This window comes from Oceanisphaera sp., assembly GCF_048268965.1.
Classification (GTDB): Bacteria; Pseudomonadota; Gammaproteobacteria; order Enterobacterales; family Aeromonadaceae; genus Oceanimonas.
The window spans coordinates 173,815-196,721 of record NZ_JBLWUK010000001.1 but is presented as its reverse complement, the minus strand read 5'-3'; the positions used below and the strand labels follow the sequence as shown (position 1 = coordinate 196,721).

The following is a 22,907-nucleotide window of genomic DNA, read 5'->3' as shown; positions in this document are numbered from 1 at the left end:
CTTGTGGTGTTATTTATGTGTTGGCCAAAAAGCCGATGGGTTTGCTTTGGCCAGCGGTTTTAAGGCTGTATTCTTGCTGTAGCCCCGCCAATAAGCTGCCTGGGCTGATAGATTCGCCCATAACCTGGTGGCGGCGAACCACGGCGGAAAAATCACCTGGGGTGAGTTGCGTAAGTTGACTCACTGCCGGGTGTAAATGGGCGACGTCTTGCTCGCAAAAATCGTCTTTGATGGCCAAGCCTAATACGGTATTAAAATACATCCAGGCTTGTTCGGCATTAAAGTAAGTAAAGCGCACTTTAAAATCAAAACGCCGCAAGGCCGCCGCATCCAGGTGGGTCATAAAGTTGGTCGCCATCACTAGAATACCGTTAAACTGTTCCATTTGAACCAATAATTCGTTCACTTGGCTCACTTCCCAGTTGCGTACTGCACCGGCGCGGTTGGCCAACAAACTATCGGCTTCATCTATTAACAGTATGCCGTTACAGGCTTTAGTCTCGGCAAACGCTGCAGCCAGTTTCTTTTCGGTACCCCCGACGTAAGCGTCCAGCAGATCCGAGGCTTTTTTGGAGATGAGAGTTTTATCAAGGGTAACGGACAAATGACGGGCCAGCGCCGTTTTACCGGTGCCGGGAGGGCCAAATAAGCACAGTCGGCCCATACCACTGCGCTGCAGGCCATTGATCATAGGCGTTAATTTAGTATCGGTGGCGCACAAAGCGGGGTTAAATAGCGAAGAGTATTTTGGCTGAGCCAAGGATTGCCATTGATAGCCCAGAGCTTGGTATAAGTTAGCTAACAAGTCCTCCATTGCGGCTTCTATTTTTTCTGCTTTACGATAACCCAGCTTTTTCACCACCTTGACTGCTCGCGCCAAATGAGCCGGCTCCAATTGCTTCTGTTTTGCCAGTTGTTGTAACCAGGTCTCCGTGACATTCAGTTTACTCAGTAGTCGCCTAGCGATGCTCAACCGTACTTCTGCTGTGAGCTCTGGCATGGCTAACACCAAGTCGAAACGACGAATAAAAGCGGGGTCCATACTCGATACATCATTGCTTAGCCAAAAAGTTGGGCGTGGATTACTTTCCAGTAGCCGGTTCACCCAAGCCTTTTGACCCTCACTGGTGCGTTCGTTAAAGACGTCCTCTACCTCATCAAATAACACCAGACTGTGGGCATCATTGCGCAGCACCTGCTGGCATAACTGGTAACGAGCAAACCGTTCGCGGCCGCTAAGTGCCTCACCTTGATTATTGGCAAACTTGACTTCGTGCAAGCACCACTGCAACTCGGCCGCCAGAGCGCGAGTCAGCTCGGTTTTTCCTGTGCCGGGAGCGCCATAAATCAATACGTTCACGGCCAGTTGTGGCTGGCGAGCCGATCGAGACAAATAACGTAACAAGCGCTCGATAAAAGGCTGCAAGTGCGCAAAGTCATTCAGGGTTAACGAGGGAGTTTGATTGCTGATAGAAAAAGCGGTTAGCAAAGAGTGTGGGCCATCTTGTTCATATAATAAGATATCGTCGAGGCCCCGCATTATCTCTAGCCCATTACCATGTCGCTCGGTTTGCACTAAGCCACAGGCCAACAGTGGCATATCGGGTGCCAGGGCGTGCGCCACCTGTCGACGGGTGTAAGGCAGGGCGCAGGCCAACAGACTCACCAATTGCTGAGGGCCAATCGAGTGTTGATGAAACATCCCCACGGTTTGGGTCAGCACATTGTCTTGTTCCAACAAGATCAAAAAAGCCAATATATCCAGCTCCACGGCGGATAGGCTCAGGTTGGTTGCTAACTGTTGCAGGTTATTACACAGGGGAGCGGGTATTGAAATTCGCAGGCTCTCTTGCTCGGTCAGTACCGCTTTGAGCAATGACATTGCGGCAGCAGACGATAACTCGTCTGCCTCAATATCGGGCGCCAGAGTTTGCAATAACTCATCCAGTTCATGTCGGCGCTTGGTGAGAGCAACCTGTGCGGCCCCACCCAATACCAGCAGGCGCAAGGCCCATAACAATGGCAGCGGCGGATGAACCGGTAGCGCAGCACTGACCGAACGTTTTTTCTTACGAAGAAAGTCAGGAATAGGCGGCTGGATGGGCATGGGATGCTCCTAGTTGGCGGTGGAGTCATCAGAGTACAAGATAAGGCGACACTTTGTGTCGCCCAGTAATAAGGTTGAGGGGATCAGGGCTGGGCGGCGTAGGCCACGATTTCGCAGAGCATTTCTTCCCGGGCCAGGCCGGCCACTATCATGGCGGCGCGGTTGGGATAGGGGGCCTCGAAGTACTCGGCATAGACCTTGTTGAATACCGGTAGTTGATCCCGGGCGGTGACGTAGATCAGCACCTGGGTCACGTCTGCCATGGTCAGGCCGGCCGCTTCCACCGTGTGCTTGAAGTTGTCCATGGTCTGGCGAGCCTGGGCTTCAATACCGCCGTCGACGACTTTACCTTCGGCATCAATGGGAATTTGCGCGGTATAGAATTGACCGTTGGCCATCACCGCCCATTCCAGCGGCGCCTTGGAAGCAAAAAGATCGGTTTTTACGGCTGTTTTCATCGGTATACCTTTTAATTGATTGAACAGAATGAAAAAAAGAGCGGCAGTCGCCGCTCAAAAGTAGTGCCCCGGCGAGGTAAACCGGGAGCGTGCTATGATGGTTTACAGCCCCTGTTCCGCCGCCATTTTCTTGATGATTTGCGGTGCCGTCCACAAGGTGGGCAGCAACACCAGCGACACAGGGACCGCCGTGACCACGATGAAGGATTGCAGGGCCGTGATACCGCCGGAGCCGATGGAAATCAGGATGGCTGCAACAACCCCCATCATCACACCCCAGAACACCCGTACACCCGCATGAGGATGGTCGGTGCCGGTCATGACCATGGAGACTGCAAAGGTCATGGAGTCCCCTGTGGTGGCCACGAAGATGGTGGTCAGTATCAGGAACAGTACCGAGATAATGAAGCCAAAGGGCAGCTGCTCGGTGATCGCCAACAGGGCTGCGGGCAGGTTGAAACCGGTAAAGGGACCGGAGACGCTGCCGGGATTGGCCAGTTCAAAGGCCAGGCCGCTGCCACCCATGATGGTGAACCAGAAGCAGGTGATCATGGGGGCGACGATGGAAATCAGCATGATCACCTGACGTACGGTACGACCGCGGGAGATTCGGGCCACAAACATCGCCATCAGCGGACCATAGCCGAGGAACCAGCCCCAGAAGAACACAGTCCACCAGTCCAGCCAGGCCGGATCGGCGCGGAAGGTCGCCATGGGAATGAAGTTGTTCAGGTAAAGTCCAAAGGCATGCAGATAGGTATCGACGATAAAGGCGGTCGGGCCGAACAGAAAGATAAACAGCATCAGGAAGGCGGCCAGCACCACGTTGATGTTACTCAAAATCTGAATGCCGCGGGTTACGCCGCTCACAGCCGACAGGGTATAGATGGCAATCAGGCCGACCAGAATGGCAACCTGGGTGCTATAGACATCGGGAATACCGAACAGTTTTTCCAGACCGAAGCTGACCTGCAGGCCGAGAAAGCCGATGGGACCTACGGTGCCGGCAACCACCGCCAGTACGCAGCAGGCATCCACCAGAGAGCCGAGCCAGCTTTTCATCACCCAGTCTCCAAACACCGGATACAGCAGGGTGCGTGGCTTCAGCGGCAGGCCTTTGTCGTAATGCAGGTGCGCGAACACGATGCCGGTCAGGCTGCCAAGAATGGCCCAGGCGAGAAAGCCCCAGTGCATGAAGCTCTGGGTCATGGCGTTGATGGCCATGTTCATCTTGTCGGTTTCACCGGCATACATGGGCGGCGGCGAGATAAAGTGGGCCAGGGGCTCGGCGGCGGCCCAGAACACCCCCCCTCCCGCCAGCAAGGTACACATGATGATCGACATCCACTGAAAGGTGGACATCTCGGGGGTGCTCAGGTTACCCAGGCGAACATTGCCACCCCGGCTCACGGCCATGACCAGACCGATCAGGAAGGTGAGGAGTAACAAGACCTGCCAGTAAGCGCCAAACAAGCGAGTTGAAACGGCAAAGGCACTGTTGACAAAGGCCGATACCAGCTCGATGTCATACAGTGCCATCACCACGAACAGCAGCAGGGCGCCGCCGCTGAGCAGGAATACCGGCAAGTCGAGCCCGGCAAAAAAGCCGGTGGGGGCTTTTATGTCCTTATCTTTTTCCATGGCCAGGGTAGCCTCTGTTTTATTGCTCATGTTCGCCTCCATAGTGGAACATCTGCACAGGGGAGCCGAAGCTCCCCATCATCCTTATCGAGCAGTGGCCTGCGGCTGCAGGGCCTCATCCAGAAAGTTGAGCCAGTTCAGGCCCATGATCTTGGCCACGTCTTCCTGGCTGAAGCCCCGGGCCAGCAGGCCCTGGGTCAGGTTGGGGAAGTCGCGGCTGTCGCGGAACCAGGACAGCGGGCGGGGCCAGTCCGCATTGGACTTGGAGCCTTCACCGTAATCCATGGACTTGGACCAGCGACCGTTGCGCATCCATTCCAGCACCGACAGCGGCTGGTTCTGGCACAAATCGGTCCCTATGCCGAGCCTGTCCACGCCCATCAGGTCTGCGGTGTCGGCAATCATGTCGCAGTACTCTTCCAGGGTGCAGTCGGGGCCGTTTTTCAGGTGGAAAGGATAGGCACTGAAGCCCAGCAGACCACCGGATTCGGCCAGTGCCTTCAGCACAGTATCCGACTTGTTGCGCTTGGCGTCGTGAAAACTCAGCGGGTTGGCGTGGGAGATCACTATGGGACGCTCGGATATTTCGATCGCTTCCAGAGTGCTGCGCTCGGCGCTGTGGCTCATGTCCACCACCATGCCGACCCGGTTCATTTCCTTGATCACCTGGCGGCCGAAGCGGGTCACGCCGCTGTCAACCGCTTCATAGCAACCGCACGCCAGCAGGCTCTGGTTGTTATAGGTCAGCTGCATGATCATCAGATTCAGATTACGCATGACTTCCACCATGCCGATATCGTCTTCGATGGGGGAGCAGTTCTGCGCCCCGAACATCACACCTACTTTACCTTCGGCCTTGGCGCGACGAATATCGTCGGCGCTGCGAACCGGCATGATGAGATCGCCGTGTAGCTCGAACTGGCGGTTCCACTCGGCAATGCGCATCAGGGTCTCACGGATCTGTTCGTGATAGACAATGGTGGCATGCACCATGGTGACGCCGCCTTCGCGCAGCTGCTCGAAGATCTCCCGGTTCCAGTTGGAATACTGAAGCCCGTCGATCACGATCATGTCGTTATGAAGTTCTCTGCTCATTGCCGGTCTCCGTTAGGCGCGGATGTAGGTGGTTTTTACGACCGTGTAGAATTCCTTGGCGTAGGTACCCTGCTCACGCGGGCCGAAGCTGGAATCCTTGCGACCGCCGAACGGCACGTGGTAATCGGTACCGGCCGTCGGCAGGTTGACCATCACACAGCCGGTCTTGGCGTTGCGTTTGAAGTCGGTGGCGTACTTCAGTGACTCGGTGCAAATGCCGCCGGTCAGGCCGAAGTTGGTGTCGTTCAGGGTGGCCAGGGCTTCGGCGTAATCCTTCACCTTGATCACGCAGGCGATGGGAGCGAAGGCTTCTTCCCGGTTGATGGCCATGTCGTTGGTGGTCTCGGTGAACAGCGCCGGCTGCATGTAGTAGCCTTCGGTATCTTCGGTGATCACTTCACCGCCGTAGACCAGCTTGCCGCCTTCGCTCTTGGCCAGTTCCAGGTATTTCAGGTTGGACTCCATCTGGCGGGCATCGGCCACGGCACCTATGTGCACGCCTTCTTTCAGCGGGTTACCGACCACCAGCTTCTTCATGCGCTCGATAACGGCGGCCACGAAACGGTCGTGGATGCCTTCGGTCACGATCAGGCGGGAAGAGGCAGTACATTTCTGACCGGTACCACCAAAGGCACCGTTCACGGCGCACTCTACCGCGTTGTCCAGATCGGCGTCGTCCAGTACCACCAGGGCGTTCTTGGAGCCCATTTCCAGCTGGCACTTGACCAGGTTAACGGCAGTAGCTGCGGCGACTTTGCGACCGGTTTCCAGCGAGCCGGTAAAGGTCAGGGCATTGATGTCGCGAGAGTTGATCAGCACATCACCCACCTCGGCACCCGGACCCATCACCAGGTTGAAGGTACCGGCAGGCAGGTTCTGGCGAGAGATAATTTCGGTCAGTGCCCAGGCAGAAGCGGGCACCTGGTTGGCCGGTTTCCATACGATGGCGTTACCGAAGGCCAGGGCCGGGGCGATTTTCCAGGCGCCGGTGGCGGTCGGGAAGTTCCAGGGAGTAATGATGCCGACCACGCCAACGGGCTCGCGACGGGTTTCAATTTCGACGCCGGGGCGCACGGAATCGGCGGTTTCGCCCATCTGGCGCAGCACTTCGGCGGCATAGTAATGGAAGAACTGACCGGAGCGGTAGACTTCACCGGCACCTTCGGCCAGGGTCTTGCCTTCTTCACGGGCCAGGATGCGACCCAGCTCGTCCTTGCGGGCGATCAGCTCGTCACCAATCGCCATCAGTACGGCGTAGCGCTGTTCCAGACCACTTTTCTGCCATTCCAGCTGGCCCTTGGCCGCGGCGGCGATGGCGGATTGAGTTTGGGCAGCATCGGCCTGGGCGTAGTGACCAATCACATCGCTGAGATCGGATGGGCTGATGTTGGCAATAGTGCTTGAACCTTCAACCCATTCACCGGCGATGTAGTTACGAAATACTGAATCAGACATGAGTGCTCTCCTTTACGTGATTGGAGTCATCATAGGAGTTGTGCTTTAATAACAAAAATTAATTAATGATATCGTCTGATAAGGAAGTCTTATCATGTTGCCGGAATTTAAAGTCGCACAACTACGTCACTTCGTTTGGGTGGCCGAGCTCAAGGGCTTTCACCTGGCCGCGGAAAAGGCGCATCGTACCCAGCCTGCCATTTCGCTGTCGATTCGTGATCTGGAAAACAAGCTCGGCGAGGCCCTGTTCGAAAAGCGTAACAGCCGGGTTGCCAAAACCGAGCTCACCCCCTTTGGCAAACATTTTCTGCCCAAGGCGAAAGAGCTGCTTGCCCACCATGACCGTGTGGCCGAAGACATGACCCTGCTGGCGGAGCACAAGACGGGACATTTACGACTGGCGTCGGTGCCGTCCATTGCCAGCCGTTTTCTGCCGGAGTTACTGCTGAACTTTATGGGGGATCGCAAGCTGCATGTGAGTGTGTTTGATGATAACTCGGGGGCGGTATTGAAAATGGTAGAAAACCAGCAGGTGGACTTTGGCATTGCCAGCCTGTTCGACGAGCAGGATCAGAGCGAAAAGCACTTTACCCCGGTATGGGAAGACCGCCTGGGGGTGGTGTGTCCCCATGAGCATCCATTGGCCAGCCATAGCGAGCTGCATTGGCAGGCATTGCAGCAATATCGATTAATCAGCAATGGCACCTCTCGCTTACTGGAAGGCAGTGTCGCGGAGTCGCTGCTGGCCCACTCGCAATATTATGTGTCCAACATGATTTCACTGGTTGCCATGCTGGAGGCGGGCTGTGGGGTAACCACGCTGCCCTGGTATGCTTTTCCAAAAGATAACTCGCGACTCACCTTTATCCCCCTGCACACGCCGGTGATCACGCGGCGCATTGGCATCATTCGGCTGAACAACAAGTCGCTGACCCCTCCGGCTCAGGCGCTGGTTGATTTTATACTTGCCAACCCCCCACAGTGAACCGACACACCCTGCCGGCTGATGACCGGCAGGGTATTGCTTTATCAACCTGCTCTACCTCTCACTTCTTGTTAATTAGTGTCTTAACCCAACAGTCAATTATTAACATTGGTATCAGTGTTAATGTGCATTTCAAGCAACCTGATAAATTATTCTTATCAATTGATATAACCATTTAACTTGTCGGGTTTTGTTGATTTGCACGATGATGCACCTCATGAGGCAGAAAGCTGAGTCGTTAACCCTGAGCGTAACGGAATAGTATTTTCTCTTTCTGACCCTGCGTTATGTCGGGCGGCTGGCTCGATAAATAACGCAATAAGGACACCCAGGGTCTGTTGACCTTTCGAGATTATTTTTGCAGCCGTTTGTGGGGCATTTATACAAGGCATCGCTTGTGCCATGGAGTCATTCTCCATAAATAAGCGATAACGCTGTAGAAAAGCTCCACAAACACTGCCCGTAGGGTTCGGCTAAACGCGTTTTTCTCTTTGTTGAGAGGTACTTGCTTAGAAGACTAAGCGACACACCTCTCGCCGCGATAAAAACGCGTTTAACTCGAACAAAATTTAACCGCGAAAGGTCAACAGACCCTAACAATAATCGAGGGTAGAAACATGATGAGGTTAGCTGCGATTAAAGCCTCTTTGCGGGGGCCAAATGCACTGCCGCTGCGACCCGTTGACCAGGTAATGGATCTGGAACGGTTGGGCGCCATGCATCAGAGTCGGCTGAGTTTTATGCGCATCCTGGTGCGCCGCATCATGCTGGAACGCTGGCAAATTAATACCGCTCGCCTGGACTTGTGCGCAGAAGGCTACGGTACTGTTATTTATGAAATCAACACTGCGCAAGGGTTGTTCAGCTTCGTTATTTTCTCAGACTACCTGAACCCGGAAGAGCGTAACGACCGGGTCATTGCCAGCAAATGGGATCTGACCATGGCGCTGGTAGAAGGGCGGGTCGAAGACGAGTATCTGGCCTTCTTGCGGCAGAATGTTCCACTGCAGGAGGCAGGCCGGGTCGATTCCCGGGTGTTTGTGCTGTCTCGCGCCAACCGCAGCGCCCGCAACTTCGATTATGTGGTCGAGCAGCTGGCCAAGGGTGAACAGCCCGATGTGGCTCAGATAGCCAGGGTTGGTTATCTGTATCGCACCACCGCCGTTTACGGCAGTGGCAAGCTGGGCATGGCCGACTGGGATAAAGTCTGCAGCCGTTACCCCGACTTTGCCCGTCCCTTTGCCGCCGAAATGTTTGCCTGCTTTATGCTGAGAAACTTCAGCTTGCTGCAGGTCGAGCACATTGCCCAACAGCGCAATCCCCGGCAATACGCCCCCATGCAGCCCGAGATCAAGCGTTACTTCGGCATTGGCAACTCCACCGGGCTTGGCATGGCGCCTTATCTGATCAATCACCCCATTCTGATCAACCGCTGGGTGGAGCTGCGTGAGCTGGCGCTGGCCCTGGTGCGCAGCCTGGGATTCATCGACGACAGAATACGCCAACAGCTGGATGCCTTGTTGGCTCGCAGCGGCCAGCACATGGCCGAAACCCTCACCGAAGATCCCTGGCAGTCCGATAATAATGTCCGGGTGATTGAAGATATCACGGCGTTGCGCAAGCAGGCAGGAGCATCACTACACGACTGGAACGAGCTGCTGGCGTGGAGCGAGCAGCACTGCTCGCTGCAGGGGCAAGAGCTGCTGGTGTCTATCATGCTGGAGCTGTATCCGCAGCTGGTGGATGGTCTGGATGACAATTACAGCGTGGAAGAGTTTCTCGATCTCAACCCGGTGATGCCATTGCAGGAGCTGAAAGCCGTCATAGAACGTCGTTACGACTGGGCACTGAAAATAGACTTTAATGCCGTCGGTTCACGGGACATCTTCTGGTATCGCTCCGAGGATAAAATGGAGCCCAGGCTGGGGGAGTGCGCCCTGGATCAGGGGCGAGAAAAGCAGATGCCACTTGGAGTGGGATATGCGGTGTACAAGTGTTATCAGCAGTTGTGCGAATACATTAAGGAACACCCGGAGCACACCACGGCCCGCTTTATGGTGGCCCGGCCCAAGCTGCGTGGCATAGTGCGGCGTATTCAGAGTATGGACCGCTGCGTATACGGCGACATACAGGCCAACCTGTTGGCCAAAGACGTACTGCCCATGCACCTGTTGCGGTGCAAGCTGTCGTTTTTTGGGGTGAGCAAGTTCGATCCACGCTCTAAATTATGGGTGCGCAATACCATGTATCAGGGCGCACCGCTGCTGGAGGATATCGGCAACATCTATAACGATGACTGGTTTATGCCGCTGGCCCCCACACCAGGAGGAAATGACTGATGCAAGTGTCGATGAATGAATTGAAAGCGGCGTTGCGCCGTTGTTTTGAAGCGTCCGGTTATTTTGTGGGTAACTATGAAGATGCGGCCAATATGGTGTTATGGCTGGAAAAACATGGCCTCAACGGGCTGGAGGAGCTGAAGCGGGCGCTGCCTTATATCGGTCTGGATAGTGACAAGCCGCTGAGTACAGTCGTGTATGAAGACAGCACCTCGGCCATTATCGACAGCAATGGTCGCAGTGCCCTGAACTGTATCGCCTCGTCGGTTGATCTGGCACATGCCAAGGCGCTGGAAAGCGGCATCGCCACCATTACCGTGCATAACTGCCATAATCGCATGTTTGCGCTCAAGGCACTGACCGACTGTGGGCGGCGGGGCATCAGCGTCACGGCCTATTGGCAAAATGGCAGCAAAACCGTTAAAGAGTATGCGGCGGCGATCAAGGCGGGGGAGCGCTATCCCAGTTTCAGTGAAGCGGCCACTACTCTGGTGACCAACCCGGATGAACCCCAGGCATTGACGATTGTCTGCAGTTCACGAGTGAACCTGGCGGGATCTCTGCAGCGCTCCAAGGGCAACCGTAATGCCCGTTACATGAGTCCCGAGGATCTGGCCGACAACAAGGAATACATCATAGATAACGGCATCGAGATTGATGAGGCGCTGTGGGCCGACATCAATCGCCTGGGGGCCGGTATTCTGGTCGAAAACAGCGAACGCTCTCGTCATGGAGCGGGCAGCCGGTAACCCAACATCAGGCACCCAGCTGCAAAACAGGCACCTTTCTTTATCGATGGGTGCCTTTTTCGTTTATGTCGCCCGTTGAAACGCGCGCCAACACTCCTGCAAGATGCAAATTTCGGCGCCGCCTTTGAGTCTTGCTGGCGGTGAGCCATGTCTTCGGCTCGACGCCATTATTGCGTGCTAGAATAGCCGCTTTTCACGCAGGATAACGGCATGCTGTATACCCCTATCGATTTGCTGGCGCTGTTGATTGTTACCTGCAGCATACTGGTGCAGGCCTGGGTGGGCATTGGCTTTGGCCTGCTGGCCGCTCCCTTGCTGTATCTGATCGATCCCGCCTATGTGCCAGGACCCGTGCTGGTGCTGGGGTGGATGCTGTCGGTCGTGGTGGTGCTTAAACAGCGCCACACCCTTAACTGGCGCCGGGTTTTGCCCGCTATTGCAGCGCGGTTGCCGGGCTCCTGGTGTGGCGCCTTGTTGCTGGTGAGCATAGCGCCCTGGCAACTCAGCCTGTTTTTTGGCAGTGCTCTCTTGCTGGCGGTGTGGCTGAGCTTGCGGCGTTACGCGGTGGCACTGAATGGTTATAGCCTGACGGTGGCGGGCTTTTTCTCGGGCATTCTGGGCACTGCGACCTCGGTAGGGGGGCCACCGATCGCCTTGCTGTATCAGCATGAGTCTCGGCTGACGGCACGTAATGAAATTGCGGCTTTCTTTTTGATTGGTACTCCGTTGTCGATAAGCATGCTGTGGCTAAATGGCGGGGCCGAGCTGTTGAATGGCACCCTGATTTTGAAGATGATGCCGGGTGTTATACTGGGGTTCTGGCTGTCGCGCCGCCTGGAGCGGGTGTTTCAGAAAGACAGTGCCCGGCCCGCCATTTTATTGATTTCGGCCCTCTCGGCTCTGGTGGTATTGTGGCAGGGCATCACGGGGGGCCTGGCGACCACATAGTCGCATCCCGGGCCTGAAATCGATAAGGTATTGAGCTATGAGGGGAGGTACCAGTGGGGCAGACACAAGTATTGGCGCAGCAATTAGGTGAAATACTGCTGGCACGTAACATGACCATCACCACCGCCGAGTCCTGTACCGGCGGGGGGATTGCCAGTGCCATTACCGACATTGCCGGTAGTTCGGCCTGGTTCGAGCGGGGTTTTGTCACCTATTCCAACGGTGCCAAACGTGACATGCTGGGCGTAGATGCTGGCGTGATTGACCGCGACGGAGCCGTCAGTCAGGCGGTGGTGATCGCCATGGCCAAAGGCGCCTGTGCGCAAAATGGCGATAGCCTGGCCGTGGCGGTGAGCGGGGTGGCAGGCCCGGGTGGTGGCAGCCCGGAAAAGCCGGTGGGTACCGTTTGGCTGGCCTGTTATCTGGCTACCGAAGATAAAACTCATACTCGACTACTGCAGCTAACCGGTGATCGTCTGGCGGTGCGTCAGCAAACCATAGTGGCGGCCCTGGAAGATTGTTTGGCGCTACTGGTTTAATAAAAGACAATACGAACCCAATTCAAGGCGTTAACAACCCCATTAAAGAGAGCCTGATGAAAGACCGGCTTTCACAGAGATGTACACTTGATACTGTACGAATAACCAGTATACTTTGCGTATAAATTTTTCGACGCATTAGCTTAATCAGCGGAGCTTTCATGGATCAAAACAAAGAAAAAGCCCTGGCCGCAGCCCTTGGCCAAATTGAAAAACAGTTTGGTAAAGGCTCTATCATGCGACTGGGTGACAACAAGGCGTTGAATGTCGAGTCCATCTCCACCGGCTCTTTGTCACTGGACATAGCGTTAGGTATTGGTGGTTTGCCTACCGGTCGTGTTGTTGAAATTTATGGTCCTGAATCTTCCGGCAAGACCACCCTGACCCTGCAAGTGATTGCCGAAGCGCAGAAGGCGGGCAAGGTGTGTGCCTTTGTGGATGCCGAGCATGCGCTGGATCCGCAGTATGCTGCCAAGCTGGGTGTTAATGTCGACGACTTGCTGGTATCCCAGCCCGATACCGGCGAGCAGGCGCTGGAAATTTGCGACATGCTGGTTCGCTCCGGCGCGGTCGATGTCATTATTATTGACTCGGTAGCGGCCCTGACCCCACGAGCCGAAATAGAAGGCGAAATGGGTGACTCGCACGTCGGCCTTCAGGCTCGCTTGATGTCCCAGGCGCTGCGCAAGCTAACCAGTAACATCAAGGCCGCCAACTGCCTGGTAATCTTCATCAACCAGATCCGGATGAAAATCGGTGTGATGTTTGGTAGCCCGGAAACCACCACCGGCGGTAACGCACTCAAGTTTTACTCGTCGGTTCGTCTCGATATTCGTCGTATCGGTGCCATTAAAGAGGGCGACGAAGTGGTGGGTAACGAAACCCGGGTGAAGGTGGTAAAAAACAAGGTAGCGCCCCCCTTTAAGCAGGCCGAGTTTCAAATTATTTATGGGGCCGGTATTTCCAAGCAGGGCGAACTGGTTGAGCTGGGGGTCAAGCACAAGATAGTGGATAAAGCCGGCGCCTGGTATAGCTACAAAGGCAATAAAATTGGCCAGGGCAAGGCAAACTCCATCAAGTATCTGCTAGAAAACAAAGATATTTCTGATGAAATCGAGAAGACGCTACGGGACATGCTGTTGTTGACTCCTGGCAGTGAAAAGCCAGAGGTAGCGGAAGCATTTGCCGAACCGGGCACCCCGGAAGATAACGCAGAGTTTTAACCATAAGGCCGGGCTATCCCGGCCTTTACTTTTATACCTAACTGTTAATAGATGATGATGACGCAAGCAAAGCAGACGCCACAGCAGTTGTGGGATTGTGCGCTCAGAATTTTGTCTCGTCGGGATCACAGCCGGCTGGAGTTGTCGCAAAAATTACGACAGCGCGAATTTGAACGTGACCTCATAGAGCAGGCCCTGGATAAACTGGAGCAGCAACAATGGCTGTCCGACAGCCGCTTTGCCGCCGTGCAGGTGCGCCAGCATATCTTTAAAAAACACGGCCCGTTACGCATTCGTATGGAATTAAGGCGCAAGGGCGTGCATGAGGCTGATATAGAACAGGCATTGGCCGAAGAAGACGTCGACTGGTTTGAGCTGGCACTGGCCTGCTACCAGTCCCGGTTCAGAGACAGGGACCTTTCCGATATTAAAGAAAAAGCCAGGCGAATGCGTTACTTGCAAAGCCGTGGTTTTAACTCCGATCAAATACGTTATGCCCTGGAGTCACCAGCGGAGTAACACTTTTTGCCGACATTCCCTCGGCAAACCCCAGGCAAACGCAAGCCTGCGTTTTACATTAGCCCGGATACCTTTTAAATTAGCTGGGTTAACGCCTATGAACCCAGTAATTGAACAGGATTATCCATGCAGATGACCACATCTGAGTTACGCACCGCGTTTCTCGAGTATTTTCGCCAGCAAGACCACCAGGTGGTGAGCTCCAGCTCACTGGTGCCCCATAATGACCCCACCCTTTTGTTTACCAATGCCGGTATGAATCAGTTCAAGGATCTGTTTCTGGGCCTTGAGCAGCGCGCCTACAACAGAGCCACCAGCTCCCAGCGCTGTGTGCGTGCCGGTGGCAAGCACAACGATCTGGAAAACGTGGGTTACACCGCACGCCACCATACTTTTTTTGAAATGTTGGGTAACTTCAGTTTTGGTGATTATTTCAAGCAAGATGCCATTCGTTTTGCCTGGGAGTTTTTAACCGACGTCGTCAAGCTGCCAAAAGACAAGTTGTGGGTCACGGTTTATGCGACCGACGACGAAGCCTTTGATATCTGGTCTAAAGAAGTAGGAGTGCCGGAAGAGCGTATTGTGCGTATTGGCGACAACAAGGGCGCGCAATATGCCTCCGACAACTTCTGGACCATGGGTGATACCGGCCCTTGTGGCCCCTGTACCGAGATATTTTACGATCACGGCGAGCATATCTGGGGCGGTCCTCCCGGCAGCCCGGAAGAAGATGGCGACCGTTATATCGAAATCTGGAACCTGGTCTTCATGCAGTTCAACCGCCAGGCAGACGGCACCATGGAACCATTACCCAAGCCATCGGTTGATACCGGCATGGGGCTGGAGCGCATCGCGACTATCTTGCAGGGCGTGCATTCCAACTACGAAATCGACCTGTTTCAGGCCTTGATCAAGGCCGCGGCGCAGGCCGTGGGCACCGATGACTTGGATAATAAATCGCTGCGGGTGATTGCCGATCACATTCGTTCCTGTTCCTTCCTGATTGCCGATGGGGTGATGCCATCCAACGAAGGCCGTGGTTATGTGCTGCGCCGTATTATTCGTCGCGCGGTGCGCCATGGTCGCAAGCTGGGTGCCGAACAGTCGTTCTTTTATACCCTGGTTGGCGCCTTGTGCGAGCAAATGTCGGACGCCTACCCCGAGCTCAACACGCAACGGGCCATCATCGAAAAAGTACTGCGCCTGGAAGAAGAGCAGTTTGCCCGTACTCTGGGCCGGGGCCTGCAGTTATTGGAAGATGCCATCAGCGAGCTGGGCGAGGCCAAGGTATTGCCAGGTGACGTGGTATTCAAGCTGTACGACACCTACGGCTTTCCTGCCGACCTCACCGCCGATGTGCTGCGTGATCGCGAGCTCAGTATCGACGAAGCCGGCTTTGAAGAGCTGATGCAACAGCAGCGTACGCGCGCCAAGGAAGCCTCCAACTTTGGGGTGGATTACACCAAGGCGATAAAAGTGGCAGGGTCTACCGACTTTACCGGCTACGAGCATCTGGCGGAGCCGGCCAGGGTGACCGAGCTGTTTAAAAATGGTGAGTCGGTGTCGGCGCTGATTGCCGGTGAAGAAGGCGCCATCGTGCTGGATAAAACACCTTTCTATGGCGAGTCTGGCGGCCAGGTCGGTGACACCGGCGTGATCAAGCTGGAAGAGGGCCTGTTTGTCGTTCAAGACACCCAAAAGGCCGGCAATGGCGTCTTGCACCTGGGCACCCTGGAGCTGGGCACCCTGGAAGTGGGCGAGTCGGTCACGGCGGCGGTAGACGGCTATCGTCGTCAGGCCACGGCGCTCAACCACTCGGTGACGCACCTGATGCACGAATGTCTGCGCAAGCTGCTGGGTGACCACGTCATTCAGAAGGGCTCTCTGGTAGGGCCGGAGCGGATGCGCTTCGATTTCTCTCACCTGGAAGCCATGACGGCGCAGGAAATTCGTGAAATCGAAGACATGGTCAACAAGGAGATCCGTGCCAACCATGAGGTCTCTACCCGGTTGATGGATCTGGACTCCGCCAAGGAAGCCGGTGCCATGGCGCTGTTCGGCGAGAAATACGACGACGAAGTGCGCGTGGTCTCCATGGGGGATGCGTCCACCGAACTGTGTGGCGGTACCCATGTAAAACGCACCGGTGACATCGGCCTGTTCAAGATAGTGTCGGAAAGCGGCATTGCCGCCGGTGTGCGTCGTATCGAGGCAGTCACCGGTGATGCGGCGCTGGCCTATTTGCACCAGTTGAATCAAGAGCTGGCACAAACGGCCGGCTTGGTGAAGGGCGATCTGTTCTCGGTGGCCGACAAGGTCAAGCAAACCCTCGACCGCAGCCGTCAGCTGGAAAAAGAAATAGAACAGCTAAAAGCCAAATTGACTGCTCAAGCCGGTACCGCCTTGCTGGAGCGCGTGACCGAAATCAATGGTACCAAGGTACTGGTTGCCGACCTGGACGGCGTAGACGGCAAGTCGTTGCGCGGCTCCCTGGACGATCTCAAGGTCAAGCTGCAGTCAGGCGTAGTGGTACTGGCCACGGTCAATGATGGCAAGGTGAGCCTGATTGCCGGCGTGACCAAGGATTTAACCGGCAAGGTAAAGGCGGGCGAACTGGTTAACCTGGTGGCTCAGCAAGTGGGCGGCAAGGGCGGTGGACGCCCCGACATGGCTCAGGCTGGCGGTAGCGAGCCGGCACAGCTGCCTGCGGCGCTGGCGTCGGTCACGCCCTGGTTGGCAGAGCGCCTATAGTATAAACTGGATTCAAAATAGACTGCTAGAATGATAAAAGAGGCCTGTCATCGACAGGCCTCTTGATTTATGCGCTGTACTCCCCCATTTGTTAACGGGGGAAAGGCTAGGTTTTTACACACCTTTAGCGGATAATAAATAACATTATTGACCATGACATAGCGGATACAGGAGCAGCAAGATGCTGATTTTGACAAGAAGAGTAGGGGAAACCCTGATGATTGGTGACGAAGTCACCGTAACTGTGCTGGGTGTGAAGGGTAACCAGGTTCGTATTGGTGTCAATGCGCCAAAAGAAGTGTCTGTGCACCGCGAAGAAATCTATATGCGTATACAAGCCGAAAAAGGCAACGCAGAAGGCGAGCAGTTTTAAGTAGAAATGGGGTGGATTTTGTTCATGTTGCCGGCTTTTAATGCAGAACGTTTAAAGTCTGTGCAAACGAACAAATCAGGCAAGAAAAGGGTTTGACTTATTTTCGGCTGACGGTAATATACGCCCCAACAAACCGGTGAGGTGGCCGAGAGGCTGAAGGCGCTCCCCTGCTAAGGGAGTATGCGGCTTATACCCGCATCGAGGGTTCGAATCCCTCCTTCACCGCCATATTAAGCATCCTTAGCTCAGCTGGATAGAGTACTCGGCTACGAACCGAGCGGTCGGAGGTTCGAATCCTCCAGGATGCGCCATTTAGTAAGGCAGGCGTTAATAGCAAACGTTTGCGACAACAGAGCAAGTAGTTTCAGAAATGCACCCTTAGCTCAGCTGGATAGAGTACTCGGCTACGAACCGAGCGGTCGGAGGTTCGAATCCTCCAGGGTGCGCCATCTGAATCTCATAGTTAAAATAAGTAACAAGTTAATAATGCATCCTTAGCTCAGCTGGATAGAGTACTCGGCTACGAACCGAGCGGTCGGAGGTTCGAATCCTCCAGGATGCGCCATATTAAAAAAGCCTGCCCCGAGCAGGTTTTTTTGTGGCTGTCTGCCTACTCCCTGCCAGAAACAGCTCTCACTTCCCACCCCCCGCAATACTTTGTATATAAATCACAATTGACACTTCAACTTGAATTTTTATGCCTTATTTTTGGTTTTAAATGTGATTAATTGCACTTTTTGAACTTTTATTTGTAATCTTTACAACATTTTTGAGCATGTAGCATTGCCAATACCCGCGTAAGCTGAGTATGCTCATGGCCGGATCGCAGGCAGTAAGGAACATGCCAATGAATAACGTCTCTTCTCAACTATCGGAAGCCGCCGGACTGATGGGGCTGGGCATGATGTTTGTCTTTGCCTTCCTTTCACTCACTATTCTGGCCATCAAGGTATTATCGCTGATCGCCGGCGAACCGGCACCGAGGCCGGTTACCGCCGCCGTCATGGCGACCGGCAATGGCCTGACCCCACAAAAAATGGCCGCCATTAGCGCCGCCATCAACCATTACAAAAACAATAAAAAAGACTGAGTCAGGCAAAACATCGACCGGACTGATATAAACGGAACTTAACGGAGTTAGTCAAATGACCAAACCACTTGCCATCACCGATGTGGTGCTGCGTGACGCGCACCAATCCCTGCTCGCCACCCGTTTGCGGTTGGAAGACATGCTACCCATCGCCGAAAAGCTGGATGACATCGGCTACTGGTCCCTGGAAACCTGGGGAGGCGCTACCTTCGATGCCTGTATCCGCTATCTGGGCGAAGATCCCTGGGAGCGCCTGCGCGCCCTGAAAAAAGCCATGCCGAAAACCCCTCAGCAGATGCTGCTGCGGGGCCAGAACCTGCTGGGCTACCGCCATTACGCCGATGATCTGGTGTACAAGTTTGTGGAGCGGGCCCGCACCAACGGCATGGATGTATTCCGCATCTTCGATGCCATGAACGATGTGCGTAACCTGGAAACCGCCATCAAGGCCACGGTGGCGGTTGAAGGTCATGCCCAGGGCACCATTTCCTATACCACGTCCCCGGTGCACACCCTGGAGATGTGGGTCGACATGGCGAAGAAGCTGGAAGACATGGGTTGTCATTCCATCTGCATCAAGGACATGGCCGGTCTGCTCAAACCCTACGAAGCCGAGAAGCTGATCAAGCGCATCAAGGCCGAGGTCAAGCTGCCACTGGCGTTGCATTGTCATGCCACCACCGGCCTGAGCCTGCCGACACACATGAAAGCCATCGATGCCGGTATCGACATCCTGGACACCTCCATTTCCTCCATGAGCATGACCTACGGTCATTCGCCTACCGAGACCTTGGTGGCCATGGTGGAAGGCTCAGAGCGCGATACCGGCCTGGATCTGCTCAAGCTGGAAGAAATTGCCGCCTACTTCCGTGAAGTACGCAAAAAATACGCCAAGTTCGAAGGCAGCCTCAAGGGCATCGACTCCCGCATCCTCTTGTCTCAGGTGCCCGGTGGCATGCTGACCAACATGGAAGGCCAGCTGAAAGAGCAGGGCGCGGCCGACAGAATGGACGAAGTACTGAAAGAGATCCCCCGAGTGCGGGAAGATCTGGGCTTTATTCCGCTGGTGACTCCGACCTCCCAGATTGTCGGCACCCAGGCGGTGATCAACGTCCTGACCGGCGAACGTTACAAGAGCATCACCAAGGAAACCGCCGGTGTGCTGAAAGGCGAATACGGTGCGGCTCCGGCTCCGCTGAATGCCGAGCTGCAACAGCGGGTGCTGGACGGCGCCGAGCCGATTACCTGTCGCCCCGCCGATTTGCTGACCGACGAGCTGGCCAAGTTGACCGGCGAGTTTCAGGCATTGGCGAAAGAAGAAAAACTGCGGGTCGCCACCGACGAGGTGGACGATGTGCTGACCTACGCCCTGTTCCCGCAGGTCGGTCTCAAGTTTATTCGCCATCGTGACGATGCGTCCGCCTTCGAACCGGCCCCGGGTACCGAGCCCGAGCCGGTCGCGACGCCTGCCGCTGTTGTCAGCCAAGCGGCGGCCGGATCCGAAGTCTATGCGGTCAAGGTTGATGGTCAGGTCTATGAAGTGGAAGTGGGACCGGCCGGCAGCATCAGCGCCGTACACGGTGCCCCGAGTGCCGCCGCCCCGGTTGCTGCGGCCCCGCAGGCCGCCCCTGCGCCAGCCAGCTCAGGTGAGGCTGTTCCGGCGCCGTTGGCCGGCAATATCTTCAAGGTGGTGGCCAAGGCCGGCAGTCAGGTTGCCGCCGGTGATGTGCTGCTGATCCTGGAAGCCATGAAGATGGAAACCGAAGTACGGGCGGCCCGGGCCGGACAGGTGCTGAATGTGCTGGTGAAAGAGGGCGATGCCGTATCCGTTGGCGACCCTCTGGTCAGCCTGGCCTAAGGAGCTGAAATGGATGCGTTACTGACTCTGTGGCAGGAAACCGGCCTGGCCAACTTTCACTGGAAGCAGCTGGTAATGATAGCGGTGGGCCTGGGCCTCATCTATCTTGCCATCGCCAGGGGCTTCGAGCCCCTGCTGTTGCTGCCCATCGGCTTCGGCGGTGTGCTGGCCAACATTCCCAATGCGGGCATGGCCGAACCGGGCGGACTGCTGTATTACATCTATGAGGTAGGGATTGGCACCGGCGTCTTTCCGTTGCTGATCTTCATGGGGGTGGGGGCCATGACCGACTTCGGCGCCCTGATTGCCAACCCCAAGACCCTGTTGCTGGGCGCGGCGGCGCAGTTTGGCATCTTTGCCACCCTGTTTGGCGCCATAGCCCTGAACGCGCTACCGGGCTTTGAGTTTACCCTGGCGGATGCCTCGGCTATCGCCATCATAGGGGGGGCGGATGGTCCTACGGCCATCTTCCTGGCCTCCAAGCTGGCGCCGGACTTGCTCGGTGCCATCGCGGTGGCAGCCTATTCCTATATGGCACTGGTGCCGATAATTCAGCCGCCGATCATGAAGCTGCTGACCACCAAGGCAGAGCGTGAAATCAAGATGGAGCAGCTGCGTCATGTCAGCAAGCGGGAGAAGGTGTTGTTCCCGCTGATGGTGCTGACCCTGACCATACTGTTTCTGCCGGCGGCGGCACCGCTGATCGGCATGTTCTGTCTGGGTAACCTGATGAAGGAGTCCGGAGTGGTGGACCGGCTGTCCAAGACGGCGCAAAACGAGCTGATCAACGTCGTCACCATCTTTCTGGGACTGGCGGTGGGCTCCAAGCTGTCGGCGGAGCAGTTCCTGACCCTGAATACCCTGGGCATTCTGGCGCTGGGCGCGGTGGCCTTCTCCATCGGTACTGCCGGTGGCGTGCTGATGGCCAAGCTGATGTGCAAGCTGTCCGGTGGCAGGGTTAACCCGCTGATCGGCGCGGCCGGCGTGTCTGCGGTCCCCATGGCGGCCCGGGTGGTCAACAAGGTGGGCCTGGAGGCCAATAACCAGAACTTCCTGCTGATGCATGCCATGGGCCCGAACGTCGCCGGTGTACTCGGCTCGGCGGTCGCCGCCGGTGTGTTGCTGGCACTGGTTGGCTAACCCGCCTTTTGCGGAACGGTTTTACAGATGGAAACAAGGCGCCTGCGGGCGCCTTTTCTGTTGCCCGGCGCTTTGCGCCATTGCGCAGCGATCACAGCGCCTACAGTAGTACCGCGTCTAACATACAGCACGGATGTAGTAGCTGCTTTAGCTGCTAAATCCTGCGCAGCAGGATCTGATGCACCTGTTCCACCCTTTGCCACCGAATAGATGCACAGGTATTAGGTAATACGGCGAGGTATGAAACATTGGAGCAAAGATGCCGCGTAGCGGCATTGCGGGATGTAGCTGCGCTACATTGCACAGCTGAAGCAGTGCCTACAGCAGCGCCTTCCGTGCAACATATTGGCAGCGCAGATGTTTGCATGGTGTACGAATGTAGTAGCTGCTTTAGCTGCTAACCCCTGTGCAGCAGGATATGATGCGCAGGTTTTAGGCAATATGGTGATATCAATCCCATTAAGCATCTGGTCAGATATTGGTTCGGATCGCCAGAGGCAAAACAAAAGGCGCCCTCGGGCGCCTTGTATCTTCTTGCTTGTCTAACGGAGGTTAGGCGTTATCTTCCAGACCGACGATCAACCAGGGAGCATTCTCCTTGGTTAAATCGCGCTCCAGGTGCCAGACTTCGCGAATGTCTTGCTCGACGCCTTCCTGGCTATCGCGGTAGCGACCGCTGAACTTCAGGCTGACCTGAGCGTGGTAAGAGGTGTGGTCGGCACGAACCAGCTCGGCATCGACAAACATCACTTCAGTATGTTGCTCGCCGCTCAAGGTGGCGCGCTCTTTGCTTAAATCGGCAAACAGCTCGGGGGTCACGTACTCGCGGATTTTTTCCAGATCGTCCTTGTTCCATGCTTCCTGCAGGGTGCGGTAATGGTCGCGAGAACCTTGCAAGAAGGCCTGCATGTCAAAACCCGGAGGCAGGTTAAAGGGCACATCGCTGGCCGCAAAGCCACCGGCACCACCAGTCGAGGGTGAAGAGGCCACAGGCTGCTGGGGAGCTTCAAATTGCTGGGGCCCATTATATGCCGCTCTGGAGGCGGGCGCTGGCGCCTTGCCTTTACGCAGGGCACTAAAGATTTTGAAGGCAACAAAGGCGAGGCCGGCCATCATCAGAAAGTCCATGATCTGGAAGCCTTCAAACGCGCCCGAGCCCATCAAGGCGGCAATCAGGCCACCGGCCAGCAGGCCGCCCAGCAAGCCACCCATAAGGCCACCGGATTTCTTCGGTGCCTGAGCTTGTCCGGCGGTGTTTTGCCCGGCCGCTTGCTGATTGGCAGGTTGGGCCGGGGCAGTTTTATATGACTTGCCCATAGAGCGGCCACCGCCCATTTTACGGGCTTCGGCATCAAAAGCGGTGGCGGTAATGCCAATCGCAAAAATTAGAGTAAACAGGGTTAGAAGTTTGCGCATGTGAGCTTCCTTGAATGACAGACCAGCACATCCTAAAGCAGAGACATGTTATGTCAACAGGCGATTAAGAAACAGCCAGCGTCGGCAAGCCGGCCCCTGTCCCCTGGTGTCGTCACACGGTTGGCAGATCCCAGATCTAGATGCTCGGGAAGGGCATCGGATGTACAATGCCATCCTAAGCCTAAAGTACACTCACGTTTGCTAAACCAGAGAGAACCCCG

Annotated in this window: 18 protein-coding genes and 4 tRNA genes; 16 read left to right on the top strand and 6 right to left on the bottom strand. The window is 55.6% G+C overall.

The window, feature by feature from the left end; all coding sequences use genetic code 11:
- Positions 1-13: 13 nt before the first annotated feature.
- The 5 genes from ACN0VL_RS00885 to ACN0VL_RS00865 form a co-directional block, all read right to left on the bottom strand.
- Complete coding sequence (locus ACN0VL_RS00885; RefSeq protein ID WP_417614185.1) at positions 14-2,107, bottom strand: AAA family ATPase; 2,094 nt, start codon at positions 2,105-2,107, stop codon at positions 14-16.
- 83 nt (positions 2,108-2,190) lie between these two features.
- Positions 2,191-2,565 carry a RidA family protein gene (locus ACN0VL_RS00880; protein WP_417614183.1) on the bottom strand — a complete coding sequence of 125 codons (375 nt, stop codon included), beginning with the start codon at positions 2,563-2,565 and terminating at the stop codon, positions 2,191-2,193.
- A 102-nt stretch (positions 2,566-2,667) separates the two neighbouring features.
- Positions 2,668-4,236, bottom strand: coding sequence for a BCCT family transporter (locus ACN0VL_RS00875; protein WP_417614181.1), 1,569 nt, complete (start codon positions 4,234-4,236; stop codon positions 2,668-2,670).
- A gap of 54 nt (positions 4,237-4,290) precedes the next feature.
- Complete coding sequence (locus ACN0VL_RS00870) at positions 4,291-5,301, bottom strand: dipeptidase (RefSeq protein WP_417614179.1); 1,011 nt, start codon at positions 5,299-5,301, stop codon at positions 4,291-4,293.
- A gap of 12 nt (positions 5,302-5,313) precedes the next feature.
- Entirely contained in the window at positions 5,314-6,756 is a 1,443-nt protein-coding gene (locus ACN0VL_RS00865; protein WP_417614177.1) for an aldehyde dehydrogenase family protein, read from the bottom strand.
- Positions 6,757-6,850: 94 nt separating this feature from the next.
- Between ACN0VL_RS00865 and ACN0VL_RS00860 the strand changes: the two genes are divergently transcribed.
- The 16 genes from ACN0VL_RS00860 to ACN0VL_RS00785 all read left to right on the top strand — a co-directional run bounded on the left by ACN0VL_RS00860 (position 6,851) and on the right by ACN0VL_RS00785 (position 21,270).
- Positions 6,851-7,741: a LysR family transcriptional regulator gene (locus tag ACN0VL_RS00860; protein WP_417614175.1), complete on the top strand. Its 891-nt coding sequence runs from the start codon at positions 6,851-6,853 to the stop codon at positions 7,739-7,741.
- 617 nt (positions 7,742-8,358) lie between these two features.
- Positions 8,359-10,080, top strand: a complete 1,722-nt coding sequence (locus ACN0VL_RS00855; RefSeq protein WP_417614173.1) for a hypothetical protein — start codon at positions 8,359-8,361, stop codon at positions 10,078-10,080.
- Positions 10,080-10,829, top strand: a complete 750-nt coding sequence (locus tag ACN0VL_RS00850) for a DUF3726 domain-containing protein (RefSeq protein ID WP_417614171.1) — start codon at positions 10,080-10,082, stop codon at positions 10,827-10,829. Before ACN0VL_RS00855 ends, ACN0VL_RS00850 begins: the two co-directional genes overlap by 1 nt.
- Before the next feature lie 210 nt (positions 10,830-11,039).
- On the top strand, positions 11,040-11,777 hold the full coding sequence (locus tag ACN0VL_RS00845; RefSeq protein ID WP_417614169.1) for a sulfite exporter TauE/SafE family protein: 738 nt from the start codon (positions 11,040-11,042) through the stop codon (positions 11,775-11,777).
- A gap of 53 nt (positions 11,778-11,830) precedes the next feature.
- On the top strand, positions 11,831-12,316 hold the full coding sequence (locus ACN0VL_RS00840; protein ID WP_417614167.1) for a CinA family protein: 486 nt from the start codon (positions 11,831-11,833) through the stop codon (positions 12,314-12,316).
- Between the two features lie 161 nt (positions 12,317-12,477).
- Positions 12,478-13,539, top strand: a complete 1,062-nt coding sequence (recA, locus tag ACN0VL_RS00835; protein WP_417614166.1) for a recombinase RecA — start codon at positions 12,478-12,480, stop codon at positions 13,537-13,539.
- A gap of 51 nt (positions 13,540-13,590) precedes the next feature.
- Positions 13,591-14,058, top strand: a complete 468-nt coding sequence (locus ACN0VL_RS00830; RefSeq protein WP_417614165.1) for a regulatory protein RecX — start codon at positions 13,591-13,593, stop codon at positions 14,056-14,058.
- 126 nt (positions 14,059-14,184) lie between these two features.
- Complete coding sequence (alaS, locus tag ACN0VL_RS00825) at positions 14,185-16,809, top strand: alanine--tRNA ligase (protein ID WP_417614163.1); 2,625 nt, start codon at positions 14,185-14,187, stop codon at positions 16,807-16,809.
- A 181-nt stretch (positions 16,810-16,990) separates the two neighbouring features.
- On the top strand, positions 16,991-17,182 hold the full coding sequence (csrA, locus tag ACN0VL_RS00820) for a carbon storage regulator CsrA (RefSeq protein ID WP_417614161.1): 192 nt from the start codon (positions 16,991-16,993) through the stop codon (positions 17,180-17,182).
- 135 nt (positions 17,183-17,317) lie between these two features.
- A tRNA-Ser gene (locus ACN0VL_RS00815) sits at positions 17,318-17,410 on the top strand.
- A gap of 6 nt (positions 17,411-17,416) precedes the next feature.
- Positions 17,417-17,493 (top strand) — tRNA-Arg (locus ACN0VL_RS00810).
- A 61-nt stretch (positions 17,494-17,554) separates the two neighbouring features.
- Positions 17,555-17,631: transfer RNA gene (locus ACN0VL_RS00805), tRNA-Arg, on the top strand.
- 39 nt (positions 17,632-17,670) lie between these two features.
- Positions 17,671-17,747: transfer RNA gene (locus ACN0VL_RS00800), tRNA-Arg, on the top strand.
- Positions 17,748-18,029: 282 nt separating this feature from the next.
- Positions 18,030-18,272, top strand: a complete 243-nt coding sequence (locus ACN0VL_RS00795) for an OadG family protein (protein WP_417614159.1) — start codon at positions 18,030-18,032, stop codon at positions 18,270-18,272.
- Between the two features lie 55 nt (positions 18,273-18,327).
- Complete coding sequence (gene oadA, locus ACN0VL_RS00790; RefSeq protein WP_417614157.1) at positions 18,328-20,130, top strand: sodium-extruding oxaloacetate decarboxylase subunit alpha; 1,803 nt, start codon at positions 18,328-18,330, stop codon at positions 20,128-20,130.
- 9 nt (positions 20,131-20,139) lie between these two features.
- On the top strand, positions 20,140-21,270 hold the full coding sequence (locus ACN0VL_RS00785; RefSeq protein ID WP_417614156.1) for a sodium ion-translocating decarboxylase subunit beta: 1,131 nt from the start codon (positions 20,140-20,142) through the stop codon (positions 21,268-21,270).
- A gap of 552 nt (positions 21,271-21,822) precedes the next feature.
- Here ACN0VL_RS00785 and ACN0VL_RS00780 read toward each other — a convergent pair.
- On the bottom strand, positions 21,823-22,686 hold the full coding sequence (locus ACN0VL_RS00780) for a Tim44 domain-containing protein (RefSeq protein ID WP_417614154.1): 864 nt from the start codon (positions 22,684-22,686) through the stop codon (positions 21,823-21,825).
- Positions 22,687-22,907 lie beyond the last annotated feature (221 nt).

Coding starts and splice junctions, on each gene's coding strand:
- ACN0VL_RS00860 (WP_417614175.1), top strand. CDS start 6,851: ATGTTGCCGGAATTTAAAGTCGCACAACTACGTCACTTCGTTTGGGTG.
- ACN0VL_RS00855 (WP_417614173.1), top strand. CDS start 8,359: ATGATGAGGTTAGCTGCGATTAAAGCCTCTTTGCGGGGGCCAAATGCA.
- ACN0VL_RS00785 (WP_417614156.1), top strand. CDS start 20,140: ATGGATGCGTTACTGACTCTGTGGCAGGAAACCGGCCTGGCCAACTTT.
- ACN0VL_RS00885 (WP_417614185.1), bottom strand. CDS start 2,107: ATGCCCATCCAGCCGCCTATTCCTGACTTTCTTCGTAAGAAAAAACGT.
- ACN0VL_RS00865 (WP_417614177.1), bottom strand. CDS start 6,756: ATGTCTGATTCAGTATTTCGTAACTACATCGCCGGTGAATGGGTTGAA.
- oadA (WP_417614157.1), top strand. CDS start 18,328: ATGACCAAACCACTTGCCATCACCGATGTGGTGCTGCGTGACGCGCAC.
- recA (WP_417614166.1), top strand. CDS start 12,478: ATGGATCAAAACAAAGAAAAAGCCCTGGCCGCAGCCCTTGGCCAAATT.
- ACN0VL_RS00795 (WP_417614159.1), top strand. CDS start 18,030: ATGAATAACGTCTCTTCTCAACTATCGGAAGCCGCCGGACTGATGGGG.
- ACN0VL_RS00880 (WP_417614183.1), bottom strand. CDS start 2,565: ATGAAAACAGCCGTAAAAACCGATCTTTTTGCTTCCAAGGCGCCGCTG.
- alaS (WP_417614163.1), top strand. CDS start 14,185: ATGCAGATGACCACATCTGAGTTACGCACCGCGTTTCTCGAGTATTTT.
- ACN0VL_RS00850 (WP_417614171.1), top strand. CDS start 10,080: ATGCAAGTGTCGATGAATGAATTGAAAGCGGCGTTGCGCCGTTGTTTT.
- ACN0VL_RS00870 (WP_417614179.1), bottom strand. CDS start 5,301: ATGAGCAGAGAACTTCATAACGACATGATCGTGATCGACGGGCTTCAG.
- ACN0VL_RS00780 (WP_417614154.1), bottom strand. CDS start 22,686: ATGCGCAAACTTCTAACCCTGTTTACTCTAATTTTTGCGATTGGCATT.
- ACN0VL_RS00875 (WP_417614181.1), bottom strand. CDS start 4,236: ATGAGCAATAAAACAGAGGCTACCCTGGCCATGGAAAAAGATAAGGAC.
- ACN0VL_RS00845 (WP_417614169.1), top strand. CDS start 11,040: ATGCTGTATACCCCTATCGATTTGCTGGCGCTGTTGATTGTTACCTGC.
- ACN0VL_RS00830 (WP_417614165.1), top strand. CDS start 13,591: ATGATGATGACGCAAGCAAAGCAGACGCCACAGCAGTTGTGGGATTGT.
- csrA (WP_417614161.1), top strand. CDS start 16,991: ATGCTGATTTTGACAAGAAGAGTAGGGGAAACCCTGATGATTGGTGAC.